Here is a 14,385-nt window from a genome sequence, read left to right on the forward strand (position 1 = left end):
CTCAATAAAGAGGTGCTACAATTAATTAAACGAAATGTAGTTCAGGGTGATTAAATGCATCGTGAGCGACAGATAATATTTTGTCGATATCCTTATCTGTTAAAGAGCTATTTAATGATAGCCTTAAAATGTTTTTATTATCAGGTGTTGCTGGTGTACAGAATACCGAACCAAATACACCTCTATTTTCAAAAAAGTCTCTTACTTTTCTTGTGTTTGTTTTTTCAGCCGTTTCTAATCCAATTATTTGCGACTCACTTCTAATTTCAAAGCCAATCGATTTTAATCCAGAAACGACTTGCTGTGCGTTATGAATTAAGTTAGCTCGCGCATGGTCACTCTCTTTTATTACCGCTAGTGTCGCACTGATCCTATCCAGTTCGCACGCCATCATGGCGGAACTGAATATGGACGGAAACGACACGTAAGGCACCACGTGCCCTGTCTCGTTATTGCACCATACTGCACCTGCACGATAAGCAAAGGTTTTAGCCAAACTAGCGGTCAAAAAATCGACTTTATGAGTGAGCCCTAGCGAGTGCACTAAACCTGCGCCTTGTTCTCCATGTGTACCTAATGAGTGTGATTCATCAACCACAATTGCACAGCCTAACTCCTTCGCAACATCAATGATTTCAACCAGTGGAGCGATAGTGCCGACGGTGCTGTATATTGAATCGACAAGCACAATACCAGGGCCATTTCGTTTAATCGTCCGTCTTAGGTGTTTAACATTATTGTGCATAAATGGATGAATGTTGGCTCCGGCAATTCTGGCGCCTTCCCACATCGACATATGGGCGAAAAAATCAATGTAAACATTGGTACTGGAGTCGCAAATAGTTTGTAATAACCCAATATTCGCAATCCATCCCGATGGTGCAATGGTACAGGATTGAAAGCCTGTGTAGTCCGCTAATTCTTGCTCGACGTTTTTATCTAAGCCATCACTGTGAAGAAACACATTGGACATAAATGCGGTGTCTTTTCGAGAAAGCAGAGAGCTGACATGGGCATCGATAATTTTTGGATGATTTGAAAGAGATAGATAGTCGTTACTTTGTAAAATAATATCTGTGCTTTCTGGCTTCTTACCTAAAACTAAATTTCGACCGTTATCTTTTTTATTTATTAAGTCGGAAACATAGAAATCAATTCGTTGCTTGACGAAATTCGGCAAGCACGAGTAGTCACTTAACATATTCATAATAGTTAGCCTTGTAAGTTGTAAAATTATTGCTGCCAGCTGACAAGGCTATTTATGATGTGTGTTAAGAAATTAGTCTAATATGAAAGGTTATTTTCTTGCGCAATTCTGCAAACAAAAATATACTCGATTTAATATATCTCAATTCTAATTACGCTTTTGGAAGCATATTTTAATTAAATAAATTACTAAACTATTAATAAGTTGATGTTTTTTGTACTAGTTAATAAGCTTTTCGAGTGACCTCTGGCCAATACATTTTTACGTATCCAACTGCGACCCAAACCACTAGTCCGGTTGCAACCGAGAGTTCAAACAGTCCGAATTTATGTAACCAATGCCAATGCGGGTGATACTGTTCGAAAAAGGTAGTCAAACGATGCATGGCTACCGCACTGATCACTGAAGGGAAAGTAACGGCTGCAATAGAAGGCTGGAACTTGAGCCTCATTAAGCGGATGTAGCACAGGTAAATCAGCAATGTCATGGTGATAGCAATCCCGGCTAACGCCCCGGTCAAAATAGGGTCTGGTTCGGGGAAGTTCACTAGATAGGTTGCTAACGTAAGGTTGATAGGCGCAGCCATAATCGCCAGTGTTGGCTTAGCTCGCTTTGGCAACATACCCTCAAAAACAAGACGATAGAGGACTAGAGGCAACATAAAGAAATAGATGGTTATGCAGACGTTGACCAGTGTTTCTGAAAAAACGGTGTGGCCAAACTGTGTTCCAGCTAACGAGCTGCTGATCATACCGACGGGGTATAAAAACCAACTTGGAACGATGTTGCACATCTTAAAATTGGTTAACTGGAAGGTAAAGAACAGTATCATCATGGTGAAATGTAGCAGCAGGGCAGCGAACCAAATCGGGTAGGCGATAATGGGTGAAATGACGGCTAAATAGTCACATAAAATCAATAAGGCCATACTCATTGGAGCCATTAAGCTGCCACTTAACGGATGGCGAATATCATTGATGAAGGTGTTGTAGTTGGTTAAGTATTTGACCAAAACTGGAAATAGCAGAATTGCCCCGATCCCAGCCAGATAGGGCCGAATCAATTCGCCCACTTCAGGGATGTAAAGCGCCCAAGCATGACCTAGCCCAATAAAGCCGAGTGCTAATGCTGCTTGTGAGGGGGGAACACTCTGAAATTGAGTGAAACGTCTCCAGTTCAATGAAATACATCCTTATTAGAGTAAAGCGGTGTTTGGCTAACGTAAAAGCTCTATTTTTTACCGAGATAATCCGTTATCGGTAAAAGCGTTGTGATCATATCAAGTGGAGTATCTGCGGTGCAAACCTCAGTGTGGGTCACCCGGTAGATCTTTCTGTCGTAACTTCTCATTTTTAAGAGTTCGATGCAGTAATTGGCTATAGATAGGCTGCCCGCCAAAGAGTTGAGCAAATATCACCGCTCCTAGGCTCGTAATAATCAAAGGTAGAATTAGATAGTAGTTATTGGTCATTTCGATGACTAATAAAATGCCTGTGATTGGTGCTCGTACCGTTGCAGCGAACAAAGCTCCCATGCCGGCTATCGCGAACATACCTGGAGTGATGTTTAGCTCCGGCATTAGGCTCTGCGCAATCAATCCAAATGCATAACCAAATAGAGTGCCCAGTGCTAGCATAGGCGCAAAAATCCCCCCCGGCGCACCAGAGCCGAAGCAGATCATAGTCGTGACGATACGGGCAACGAACAGCAATAATAGAAGTGCTGCGCTGTAACCACCATTGGTAATGGTCGGGATCAAACCAATACCGCCACCAGTTACTTCAGGCAAGTAAAGCAGCATGATGCCAAAACAGCCGCCGATTAAGCTTCCGGTAATTAGGTAGCGTTTACGGTCATTTTTATGCAGACGCACGAAGAGATCTTGAGACAGGGTGACTAAATGGTTGAACAGAACACCAAATGCACCAAATAGCCCACCAAGGAGTAAGAATAGCCATAGTGTTTCGAGCTCTGGTGCTTGATATTGCGGCATGGTGATGACCGCATTTTGTCCATTGATGTAACGAAATACGATGTTGGCTGACACAGCAGAGATGATCACGGCGCGAATGGAAATCAAAGAGTAGCGAAATTGTGGTCGCATCTCTTCTACGACAAACATAATTCCCGCAAGCGGTGCGTTGAACGCGGCAGCTAAGCCACCAGCAGCGCCTGATGCCAACAAAGAATGGCGAGTATCATCATCTTTGACCTTGAAAATGTCAGTGACCATACGGCCGATAGCACCACCCATTTGTACCGTCGGGCCTTCACGGCCAAGTACCATACCTGAGCCAAGTGCGCCCATACCGCCGAAAAACTTAACAGGAATTACGCGCCACCATCTAACAGGTCTGATCCCATCCATCGCCCCTTCGATTTCTGGAATGCCAGAGCCCGCGGCTTCAGGAGCGAACTTATGTACGAGGAAATAACCAATAAAGGCGAGAGTAGCACTGATGATAAATGCCGCTAGCCAAAGAGGAACCACGCCACCAATTTCATTCTTTAGCCAATCGGTACGTGTTTCAGAAACGAAATGAACCGCGATCTCAAAGTAGGTGCCCACTAGACCGGCCAGCACACCTACTAACAAAGAAAGTAGCAACACTGAAAGAGGCGTTTTGTCTTTAGAGAGAAATTGATTAATCGCATCCTTGGGAACAGCGGCAAGTAAGGATTGTTTAATTTTCTCTCTTTTGGTCATGGAAAGGGGAACTCCCGTATAATCAGTGTCAACAATAGGTCTTAGGTAAATTATACGCCTGTGTGGGTGTAACTATAGCGACAAGATTGCAATATTGAGTTGCAAAATTGAGAGATCAGAATAGGTTTAAAGAGGTTAAGAAATTCGCGGGACTAATGTCACAATTACGCAATAACGATGCCTTGCTCGCCCTTGCATAATTGGAGTTTTGAACCATAGTTAAAGGGTAAGGCAATTTGAACCGACCCGCATGGAGGAAATATCGCCTTACCTACAATTTGGATGGATTCAAACAAAATATACAAACGCCTCGTTTAATATCAGGTCGCAACATAATGACCTCCTGATTCGCAGACTCACGATTGAGTAACGAGGGATAGGGCGCACTTAAGGTGCGCCTCTTGTCGTTTGGAATCTACTAAATAGCTCAAGCACTTAGTATTACTTTTCACTTAGGGTGGAAATATTTACCAACACATTTTCTAGTTGATCCCACGGTAATAATTGGTTATCAATCACCTCAAGTCGACTTTCAAACCCTTGCAGTGACATTTCATTCACAGAGACAACACCGTGACTGACGTTAAAGGCAAAACAGCCATTGGTCGTATTTAACACGCCTTTAACCCGTTCCGCGGTAATATCCGATAATACCGAGAACAACTCGTCAAATTGGAATACAACTTCAGCGCCGAAGATCCAGCCGCAGCTAAAATAGCCCTGACCACTGTTCTCTTTACGAACGTGAGTTTGATTTGGCTCTAACGCGAATTGAGGCTCTTGCTCTGCGTGCTCATGATGATGTGCCGCTACCTCGGATGAGGGGGATGAGTCACGGCGGGGAATACCAAGAAGCTCGTTTGGAAAATTACCTTGCTGAACCAATTGGCTGAAAATTTTCGGCGGAGTTTGATTGGTTACCCAATCATTAAAGGCATCGATATCACTAACATGGCATTGATCAACCTTATTACCGATGATGATGTCTGAAATGGCCAACTGGTCATTGAAGTTCTGGTTGCTGGTGTACTTTTCAATACTGAGATTTCTTGGGTCGACCAAACCAATAGTGGCTTTTAAATCAATGTAGTCAACAAACTGACTAGAGGTGAGCGTAGCGAGTACTTTATGCGCGTGGCCAAGCCCGGTTGGCTCGACAATCAAGCGATCAGGGTTGGTTCTCAATAGGGCGGTAACTGCGACTGACATTGGCACACCTGCGGCGCAGCACATGCAGCCACCAGGGACTTCTTTAATTAACGCGCCTTGCTCCGTCATCATTGCGCCATCAATACCGATTTCGCCGAATTCATTCACCAAGACAGCCCAGTTTTCGTTGGCTGGTTTTGCTTTTAATAGGTTGAGAATTGCCGTTGTTTTACCAGTGCCAAGGAAGCCGGTGATGATATTAGTTGGGATACCCATTGAACATGTCTCATTTTTGTCTTTGTTATACTATAACAAAAGATGCTGAGAAATGGAGACAAAAAAGGCAGTCTAATGACTGCCTTGATGGTGTTTGAATCTGACGATTAGCGCTTGTTTTTAAGGTAACGTTTACGACGCTCTTCTTTCTTCTTCGCTTTTTCTTCAGCTTTACGCGTTGCTTCAATTTCTACTTCGATTAACTCTTGCGTGATCATTTCAGGAAGCTCTAGAGTGACCTGACCAAGTGTGCCGTTGCGAAGTTCATGCAGGAGAATTTCCGACGTCTTATGTAAATTGATACGACCACCGGCACTGAGTGCACCGCGCTTACGTCCAATCTCTTCCATAATTTCAATGTCAGACTCTGGCATTTCATCAAGCATGTAACGCTCTTTTAAGCGCTCAGGGTAAGCTTTCGCTAAGTACTCTACCGTGTAGAAAGCCACTTCATCGTATTCCATGGCGGTATCTTTTACCGCACCAGTCGCAGCAAGGCGGAAACCACTGTGCGGGTTTTCCACTTTCGGCCACAAAATCCCTGGCGTATCACTAAGTACAATACCGTTTTGTAAGTTAATGCGCTGCTGGCGACGGGTAACGGCTGGTTGGTTACCTGTTACTGCAATTGTACGGCCTGCCAGAGCATTGATGATGGTTGATTTTCCAACGTTAGGAATACCCATGATCATGGTGCGAATATTTTTGCCGATCTCTTCACGGTGAGGCGCCAGCTTACGAACGAGATCCATGATTCGATTTACTTCTTGTTGCTGGGATGTCGTGATCGCAATGGCTTTAACGTTGTGTTCTTTCTCAAAATGGTCAATCCATAGTTGAGTGAGTTCAGGATCCGCGAGGTCACGTTTATTAAGAACCTTAACAACCGGTTTATCGCCCTTTAACTCAGCAATCATTGGGTTTTCGCTACTAAAAGGGATACGAGCGTCAAGCACCTCAATAATGACATCAATTTGAGGGATCGCTTCAGCAATCTCTTTTTGGGCTTTGTGCATATGCCCCGGGAACCATTGGATAGACATGGGATTTAACCTAGAAATTCAAACTTGCGTCAATTGTAAGGGGAAATAGGCAAGAGTAAAGCGATAAAGGCTCGGGGCTACCTCTCTCAATAAAGGCGTGGTAAGTGATGGCTGTTAAATTTTCGCGTTTTGCTGTCTACAAATTTAACAAAATGTCTGAGATTTTGCGTTTGGTCACTCTGATTTTTATAACGCTCAGTTTAGAATTTATATGAATACAAATTCTCATACGAAAGTATTAGTCTGAACATCTATTAATGCTTTGTCATAAATTGATTTATTGTATATATTTCCGTGCTACTAACTACAACAAAAAAGTTAATCAAATGACTGTCAGCCCAACTTCTTCCGATCGTGAAACGCTTTTAAATGACAATGAGCAACTGGTGTCGACCACCGACTTAAAAGGGGTCATCACTTATTGCAATCCAGCCTTCTGTAAAATTGCTGAGTATTCAGAAAACGAATTACTTGGACAAAACCACAATATTGTTCGCCACCCAGATATGCCTAAGGCCGCTTTTGCGGATATGTGGAGTAATCTAAATCAGGGTAAAGCATGGCGAGGAATCGTTAAGAATCGCACTAAATCTGGTGGCCATTACTGGGTTGATGCGTATGTAACGCCGATTTTTGAACATAACAAAATGGTCGGTTACCAGTCAGTGCGAGTGAAGCCGAAGCGTGAGTTGGTTGATACTGCGAGCAAAGCGTATAAAGGGCTTCTTAAAGCGGAGACGTCAGGGGCGAGTTGGTCAATTAACGTGCCTGATTTTGTTCGTTATGCCTGTTTACTAGGTGCACTTGCTGCACCAATAGTCACCGTTATGCTCGGTTTAGAAGGTATGGCCGCAATTGGTTTAAGTGCATTACCTTTGTTGGCGTTGGCGCTACTCTTCCGCCAGGAGTTGGTTGTAACACCTGCTAAGTTCAAGAAGCTGCAAACTAAATATGACAGTGTGAGTCGATTAATTTTCTCGGGCAGTGACCCGTTCTCGATCGCCGATTTCCATCTACAGTTGTCGTCTGCCCGAATCAGAACGGTTCTTGGTCGAATGACGGATTCCGCTGAACCGATACACGACTTAGCGGATAACTTGAGTGCGACGTCCTACCAAGTCAGTGAAGCGTTGGACCAACAGACTAAAGACATCTTTCAGGTTCGAGAGGCGACAGAGCAAGTTGAAATCACCGCGAATGAGGTCTCTTCGAGTGCTCATGATGCGAACCAAATCGTCGACTTAACCATAACCACTTGTGTTAGTGCAAAACAGAGTCTCGATAAGACACATCACAATCTCAGTAGCTTGGCGACTCAAGCAGAAAAGGTGACTCAAACGACGTATCAATTGAGTGAGCAAGCGCAAAATGTCAGCCAAATGATGGAAGAAATCGGTGGCATTGCTGAGCAAACCAATTTACTTGCACTGAATGCGGCGATTGAGGCCGCTAGAGCAGGGGAGCAAGGCCGAGGTTTTGCTGTGGTAGCTGACGAGGTTCGAGCTTTATCAGGAAGAACATCCAAAGCGACTATTCAAATCAAAGACAGCATTGAGGCGATGTTAACCACGATAGAGGGCTGGCAGAGCGATATCCTCGAAAATCGTGAGCAAACGGATAAATGTGGCGAATCTGCTCAAGAGAGTTCTGCTCGTTTGTCTGAAGTGGAGAGCCTAATGCAACAGATGAATGAGCTGATCAACTCAGTAGAAAGCTCAGCCAATCAACAACGTGAGTTAACCAATGACGTCAGCGCACATATTCAATCTATCGCTTCGACTGCGGAACAAAACCTAGCAGCCACGCACTCAGTAAAAGAACATTCAAATGACCTAAAAGTGCAAGTTGAAGAGTTCCACCATCTTGCGAAACGATTTGAAGAGAAATAATCCTTAACAAACTAAAAAGCCCTGCAGTTGCAGGGCTTTTTTATTGCTCTTATGTATGACTGTTATGATTTGACGGGTCGATAGAGGTATTTGTGGCAGGTTGCTTCCGTCATTCCTCTTAGTAATCTTGATAGCGTGGCAACGATCAGCAGACCAAAGATGAGACGTCCCCAAAAAATCGAGGTGAAGTCTGCGCCAATAAGCATAATTAGGATGGTGTCTTCTATCATGCTGTGGACCAAGTTAAGCAGCATGATTGCAGTAAACACGTCTCTCGCAGGAATGTGGCCTCGTTTGGCTTCATTAATCAAAAGCCCGCCGCCAAAAGATAACCCTAACGTAATACCGACAATGGTCATATTGGTCGCTTCTCGGCTTATTCCTAGAATCTTGAGGATCGGACGGAGCGCGATGGCCATCAGCTTTTCAATACCAAGGACTTTGAGCAGCTTGAGAGAAAATAGGAGCACAGAGATCACGACGAATATAACGATAAGATTCTCTACTTGAGTCCAAGCCCATTCAAGGTAACTTTGTTGCTCAACCACCTCTGGGCTCCAGATTACTTGCGCCTGATGATCCAGTATTCCGCCAAGTTGGTAAGTTTGATGAAGAATCCACGCGAACAGCAGGCCACCACCTAAACGCAGAAGTAGCGTAACTGTCATACTGACACCTGCGCGCTTGGCAATGGCTGCTTCAATTGGGAGTGAGTGGGCGATCAGCATCAGCGACCCCAATACAGAAGCTTGAGCAACGGTCAGCTCAACGCCACTGTTCATAAACACTAATAGTCCGGCGTAGATATTAGTCAAAAGTGTTGTTGCCCAGACCAGTCCCATTTCATCGGGGAGGCCGACAATACTCATCAGAGGGCTAAGCCATTGACTCAGGATGTCGATGCCGCCAAATTCTTCTACCACCTTGATCACAATGATGATCGGAACCATCACTTTATAAAGTGTCCAAGTGACATCAATGATTTCAGTGAACAGTTGGCTGAAAAAGCGTTTTACCTTATCCATCTCTTTATTTCCTTGAGATTACTAATGACAGATAGCTTATTGGGTTAAGGGGAAATATGAGTGACATTATTGCTCTAGATACTGCACTGATATTTTTTATATAATCAAACTTATTAACAAAATTTCTCCAAAATGGATATTAAGGAAATATATGGAAATTGATCGTATTGACAGAAAGATACTCGCAATCTTGCAGCGTAATAATCGTATAGCAAATGTAGACTTAGCGGAAGAAGTCGGCTTGTCACCACCGGCGTGTTTAAAGCGCGTGAAACGACTTAGAGAAGGCAAAATTATCGTTGGTGATGTTGCGATTATTAACCCGGAATTGGCGGGTAACAAATTGACGCTGATTGTCTCTGTGGAGATGGAGCGAGATAGAGGGGATATCTATAGCGTGTTCCGTCAATCTATCTTAAAGGCACCTGAAGTTACCCAGTGTTATCAAATCACCGGAGGATATGACTTTATGCTGGTGGTTTGCGTGCCCGACATTCAGACCTATGAACGCTTTATTGAACAGGTCCTTCACCAAGACCGTAACATTCGTAAGTTTCATACCTCGGTATCGACTAAAACCGTTAAGTTCACCACCGAGGTTAATGTGGATTCGATTTGAGCACTTCGCTGTAACATGAATTAATGGCTGATTATCGAACAATTTCCAATTGAAACTCTAAATCTATTCAGTAATGATGGATGAATAATAGACAGAAAAATGTTCAGGAGGAGCAAGCAATGAGTTATTTGGTCGAAGGCACGTGTCAATGTGGACAAGTTAGCTATAAGTTACACCAACCACCAAAGATGGTACTTGCGTGTCATTGTATTGAGTGTCAGAAATTATCAACGTCTCCTTTTAGTGTCACTGCAGTCGTCGCCACAGAAGATATTGAAATATCTGGAGAACTCAAAGAGTGGACTAGATTGGCTGAAAGTGGCAACAAAAATTACGCGAAGTTTTGTCCGGATTGCGGTAATCGAGTCTACCACTATAACCCTGATGATCAGTCAACGTTAAAGCTCAAGTTAAAAGCGAGCTCGCCCAATGATCACTCTGTCTTTGAACCGACTGCTCATGTGTGGATCAGCGAGAAACAGGATTGGTATCAGATACCGGAAGGAGTAAAGGTGTTTGAAAGACAGCCTTAGGCCGGAAAAAAGCCTAAGCACAAGTCTTAGGCTTTGAAACTTGATTAGCCACGCATCATTACGCATGCATAGGCTGTTGTAAATGCTTGCTCTTGGTATTGCTTCAAGCCAGTTTCTTTAAAGCTAATTGCAAGAGGATTCTTCTTCAGGCTCTCTTTGATTTCAGTTGGCGAAACCACTTCAACCTGCAAGTCATTAATAAGCTGGATTGCTGCTTCTAGTTTAAAACCAACTGCGCCACCTGCGAATTTGCCTTTGGTTTGGCGCTGACGGATTACAACTTTTTCTACCTTGTAATCTTCAACTAGTTTGGCAAAAGAGAACTGGAACTTCTTAACTTCTTCTGTGCTGTTTGCGTTACCAATTGAAATTTTTGCTACGCGGCAATCTGGTAAATGCATTACGTTGTCAGAATGATCAAGAAGACAGATAACTGCGTCGTTACCTTTTAGCTCTACACCACAAATTTTCATGTTTATACCTAGTTAGTAGTTTGGTCGCCATTATATAGACCTAACAAAAGTTAGCGACCTTTAAATTTGCCAAGGGAGATGATTCTATTGAGAGGTAGGAGTGATTAGGCCAGCGTGATTACTGGCCTAATGATAACAAAACTTATATGGGTACGCGTACTAAGGGCACAGTTTACCGCGTTGGGCAACACTGTCGATCATGTAGTCACCACGTAGGTTTCGGTATACCACAGCATGCCAAACTTCATCATTTTCCAAAGTGAATTCAATGGCGTAGTTGATGCCATTCACGACCTGAGTTCTTACTTCATTAACTTGTTTTAGTTTAGACGCGGTATTCATTTGATTCAGTAGCGTGTCTACTGCTTGTTGAGCTTCAGGGGTTAACTCAGAAACGCTCCAGCCACCTGCAAGTGCTTCGGTGCGGCACATTGGGCTGATTGACGCGGGATCTTTCTCTGGCTGTGTTGCTTGACTGCAGCCAGCTAGCGCGGCGATAGCTGTTAGGGAAACTAACCATACTTTATTCATGATAACTCCATAGCAAAATAGTTAACTGACGGTTATGTATTATAAGTAAATTACAAGACAGAATATGCACCGAGTATAACTTTTCGTTAGGTTTCAGTATCAAAACAAAGTCAGAAAAAAGCCGTTTTATGAACAATAAAACGGCTTGTTTATAGAGAATTTGATGCGATTAGCTGTTACTGCTTTCTCGATATTTGTATTGGTAGTCGACGTCTAGCACCGCTTTGTATTGAATATTGCCTTTGCTATTGGCAAATTCTTCAACGTGAACTGTCATCTCATTAAGTTTCACGCTTGGATAAACAACGTTGTTTTCGTGGATCGGTAGTGCTGTTTTCAGTTCAGCATTATTCATTGCTTTCATCTCGTCCATGAGGTCAAAAGCCGCATCATAAGCTTGTTGTTTTGTGGCGTATGCGTCAGTAGTAAAACTTGTGTTGGATGTTTCTGTATTGGTTGAAGCCAAAACGGAAGCACTCATAAGTAGTGACGCTAAAATAACAACTTTTTTCATAATCATTTCTCCTGATGGGTGACCTTCGAAGTTGATATTACGCACCTAAACGTAAGGCGTCTGTCAGTCTGTGTAAGATTAATCCCACTTTTTGTAAAGTGTCCTTTACGTCCATAACCAGGCGATAACAGAGTCAAAATAGCGTTAGCAGCAGAGCTCAAATATCAGACGGGAGTCATAGGAAAACCGTTGCCACTTATGAAGAGTAAAGCGGCAATTGAGCTATATTTATATCAGCGATTTGGTCTTTGGAAAAAGCTAACTGATTGAAATTATGGGTATTGAGTTTTAGTCCGATGGACTTGGTATTTGAATTGCTTAGTTTAATCAGTGTCGATGGTATCGTGACATGGATAAAGATAACGGTGACGGCAGTGGATGCATAGGACAAGGAAATGAGGAAAGTTGGATTATTACTCATCATATGTAGTGCGCTTATCGGGTGTAGCTCGAAGTTTGTCTACAACAATATGGATTGGTTGTTGGTCGAATACTTAGAAGATTATGTCGAGCTCGATAACGCGCAAGAAGATCTGGTAGAGCGTAAGATTGAAGTCTTGAGTGAATGGCATCGCCGGGAAGAGATCCCGCATTATATTGATCACCTTGATGAGCTCATGGCGATTGAACCACGAAGCTTCACAATCGAGCAGTTACAAGCGCAGCAAGATAAGATACAACAGCACTCGCTACGATTGGTTGCTCGAATAGCCCCAGAGATGTACGCATTGGCCAGAGAGTTATCGGATAGCCAAGTGGATGAATTGATGGACAGCATACGAGTTCGACACACAAAGTATAAGAAAAAGTACCAAAAGCTAAGTGAAGTCGAAATTAAAGCGCGATACAAAGAACGTATCGTCGATAGTCTAGAAACCTGGATGGATGATTTAACCCAAGATCAGTTAAATATTGTCGATGATTGGGTCGATGAGCTCTATGTAACCACAGATGATTGGATTAACTATCAAACCAATATGCGTATCGAGATGAACTCACTGCTTGACCATAGACTTAACGTGGCGAGTTTCCAGCCTCAATTTAATAAACTAATGTTTAACCCCGACAGTTTGTACCCGCCTCATCTCGAGGAAAAAATAGAGTACAACAAGAAAATTGGCAATCAGTACTTGGTTAGAGTCATCAACGCCATGACAGACGAGCAAACGGAATATTACCGTGCAGAATTACAAGATTGGAAAGATCTTGCTCAATCTGTTTTATAGACATCCTTACAAATGAGATCGCTGACTATTTGAACAATGACCAAGGCGGGTTAGAGTAAGGGATTGTTTTCTAACACAGTCAATAACATGGAATGGATTCTATTGTTTGGTGCGGGCGTCCTGGGAGGGATACTAAACAGCATCGCCGGAGGGGGGAGTTTTATTACTTTTCCTGCTCTTATGTTTGTTGGTGTGCCTCCTGTCATTGCCAACGCGACTAATACCTTTGCCGCATGCGCTGGTTATATCAGTGGTAGTTACGGCTTTCGTGACGATATTGCCAATACGGGGCATCGATTAACTCTCACGGTTGTCTTGAGCCTTATTGGTGGTGCTCTTGGCGCCTATTTGCTCCTGACCGTTTCAGAAACGCAATTCTTAACCGCTATTCCATGGCTTTTGCTTTTCGCAACCTTGCTGTTTTTGTTTGGTGAGCCGCTTAGCAGTGCTTTAAGCCGTATCTCTCAATCTTCAAGTAACGGCTCAAAATTGGGTTTGGTTGCGATATCTGTGATGTTGGTTGTGGTATCGGCTTATGGCGGATTTTTTAATGCTGGCCTTGGCGTCGTGGTACTAAGTTACCTAGTGTTGGCAGGCTATCGCGATATTAATCAGATGAATGGCCTTAAGCTGCTGATCTCTTCGTGTGTGTCTATTGTTGCGATAATTATCTTTGTGATTGATGGCTCGATTGATTGGGGACGAGGCGTTGCAGTCATGCTAGGTACCTTATCCGGTGGCTACGTAGCAGCGCGAGTATCACGTCAAATCGAGCAGAAATACGTTAAAGGCTTTGTTGGTCTTTCGAGCATTGTAATGACGGCTTACTTCTTTATTGATACTTATGCTTAGTACAAATAGCGAGCAGTTGAAGAAGGTCACATGTCGAGCTCTTTTGAGCTCAATTTAGGTTAATTTAGCTTCGATCTTGGCATACTGAATACATCCAATAAGGGCCATTCCTATCCGGAAGTGAGCCTTGTCAGATGTAGGAGGAATTATGGAAAGAAAACTAGGCAGAGTGATGTCGAGCAGCCGAATGATTACCTTCATTGCTTTTCTCGCCGCGACATTTGCGTGGGTACTAAGTATGCCGGCGCTATTTACGGTCTCTTTATTAGCATTAGTTGCCAGTGGCGTGTTGTATTTAAACGATAAGAGAAAAAGCAAAAAAAAGAGCGCCTAGTGGCGCT

At 43.3% G+C, this 14,385-nt stretch carries 15 protein-coding genes; 6 read left to right on the top strand and 9 right to left on the bottom strand.

From position 1 onward, the window contains the following. Positions 1-25 precede the first annotated feature (25 nt). The 5 genes from cqsA to ylqF form a co-directional block, all read right to left on the bottom strand. Entirely contained in the window at positions 26-1,207 is a 1,182-nt protein-coding gene (cqsA, locus tag ACHUFZ_RS04255; protein WP_394126035.1) for an alpha-hydroxyketone-type quorum-sensing autoinducer synthase, read from the bottom strand. Between the two features lie 223 nt (positions 1,208-1,430). Further along, positions 1,431-2,387, bottom strand: a complete 957-nt coding sequence (locus ACHUFZ_RS04260) for a TDT family transporter (protein ID WP_134834545.1) — start codon at positions 2,385-2,387, stop codon at positions 1,431-1,433. 126 nt (positions 2,388-2,513) lie between these two features. Next, the gene (clcA, locus tag ACHUFZ_RS04265) at positions 2,514-3,914 is read right to left on the bottom strand and encodes a H(+)/Cl(-) exchange transporter ClcA (RefSeq protein WP_394126036.1); all 1,401 of its coding nucleotides are present in this window, start codon (positions 3,912-3,914) and stop codon (positions 2,514-2,516) included. A gap of 441 nt (positions 3,915-4,355) precedes the next feature. Next, positions 4,356-5,339 carry a CobW family GTP-binding protein gene (locus tag ACHUFZ_RS04270; RefSeq protein WP_394126037.1) on the bottom strand — a complete coding sequence of 328 codons (984 nt, stop codon included), beginning with the start codon at positions 5,337-5,339 and terminating at the stop codon, positions 4,356-4,358. A 107-nt stretch (positions 5,340-5,446) separates the two neighbouring features. Next, positions 5,447-6,382 (bottom strand): ribosome biogenesis GTPase YlqF, encoded by a 936-nt coding sequence (ylqF, locus tag ACHUFZ_RS04275; protein ID WP_394126038.1) that lies wholly within the window; start codon positions 6,380-6,382, stop codon positions 5,447-5,449. Between the two features lie 326 nt (positions 6,383-6,708). On the opposite strand from ylqF, the gene ACHUFZ_RS04280 reads away from it, so the two are divergent. Beyond that, positions 6,709-8,271 carry a methyl-accepting chemotaxis protein gene (locus ACHUFZ_RS04280; RefSeq protein ID WP_394126039.1) on the top strand — a complete coding sequence of 521 codons (1,563 nt, stop codon included), beginning with the start codon at positions 6,709-6,711 and terminating at the stop codon, positions 8,269-8,271. Between the two features lie 62 nt (positions 8,272-8,333). Here ACHUFZ_RS04280 and ACHUFZ_RS04285 read toward each other — a convergent pair whose 3' ends face one another. Then, a complete protein-coding gene (locus ACHUFZ_RS04285) occupies positions 8,334-9,296 on the bottom strand; it encodes a hypothetical protein (protein WP_394126040.1) in 963 nt (320 codons plus the stop codon). A 151-nt stretch (positions 9,297-9,447) separates the two neighbouring features. Here ACHUFZ_RS04285 and ACHUFZ_RS04290 point away from each other — a divergent pair, with 151 nt between their 5' ends. Then, positions 9,448-9,915 (top strand): Lrp/AsnC family transcriptional regulator, encoded by a 468-nt coding sequence (locus ACHUFZ_RS04290; RefSeq protein ID WP_394126041.1) that lies wholly within the window; start codon positions 9,448-9,450, stop codon positions 9,913-9,915. 119 nt (positions 9,916-10,034) lie between these two features. Then, the gene (locus tag ACHUFZ_RS04295) at positions 10,035-10,448 is read left to right on the top strand and encodes a GFA family protein (protein ID WP_394126042.1); all 414 of its coding nucleotides are present in this window, start codon (positions 10,035-10,037) and stop codon (positions 10,446-10,448) included. 44 nt (positions 10,449-10,492) lie between these two features. Here ACHUFZ_RS04295 and ACHUFZ_RS04300 read toward each other — a convergent pair whose 3' ends face one another. From ACHUFZ_RS04300 to ACHUFZ_RS04310, 3 genes are all read right to left on the bottom strand, one after another. Beyond that, positions 10,493-10,921 carry a DUF3010 family protein gene (locus tag ACHUFZ_RS04300; protein ID WP_394126043.1) on the bottom strand — a complete coding sequence of 143 codons (429 nt, stop codon included), beginning with the start codon at positions 10,919-10,921 and terminating at the stop codon, positions 10,493-10,495. Between the two features lie 159 nt (positions 10,922-11,080). After that, a complete protein-coding gene (locus tag ACHUFZ_RS04305; protein ID WP_394126044.1) occupies positions 11,081-11,452 on the bottom strand; it encodes a cystatin domain-containing protein in 372 nt (123 codons plus the stop codon). A 169-nt stretch (positions 11,453-11,621) separates the two neighbouring features. Continuing rightward, on the bottom strand, positions 11,622-11,966 hold the full coding sequence (locus ACHUFZ_RS04310; RefSeq protein WP_394126045.1) for a DUF3316 domain-containing protein: 345 nt from the start codon (positions 11,964-11,966) through the stop codon (positions 11,622-11,624). A gap of 395 nt (positions 11,967-12,361) precedes the next feature. Between ACHUFZ_RS04310 and ACHUFZ_RS04315 the strand changes: the two genes are divergently transcribed. From ACHUFZ_RS04315 to ACHUFZ_RS04325, 3 genes are all read left to right on the top strand, one after another. Continuing rightward, the gene (locus ACHUFZ_RS04315) at positions 12,362-13,192 is read left to right on the top strand and encodes a DUF6279 family lipoprotein (protein ID WP_134834522.1); all 831 of its coding nucleotides are present in this window, start codon (positions 12,362-12,364) and stop codon (positions 13,190-13,192) included. Positions 13,193-13,279: 87 nt separating this feature from the next. After that, on the top strand, positions 13,280-14,044 hold the full coding sequence (locus ACHUFZ_RS04320) for a sulfite exporter TauE/SafE family protein (protein ID WP_134834521.1): 765 nt from the start codon (positions 13,280-13,282) through the stop codon (positions 14,042-14,044). Between the two features lie 148 nt (positions 14,045-14,192). Continuing rightward, positions 14,193-14,378: a hypothetical protein gene (locus tag ACHUFZ_RS04325; protein WP_134834520.1), complete on the top strand. Its 186-nt coding sequence runs from the start codon at positions 14,193-14,195 to the stop codon at positions 14,376-14,378. Positions 14,379-14,385: the final 7 nt, after the last annotated feature.

The organism is Vibrio hepatarius, from assembly GCF_043642085.1.
Classification (GTDB): domain Bacteria; phylum Pseudomonadota; class Gammaproteobacteria; order Enterobacterales; family Vibrionaceae; genus Vibrio; species Vibrio hepatarius_C.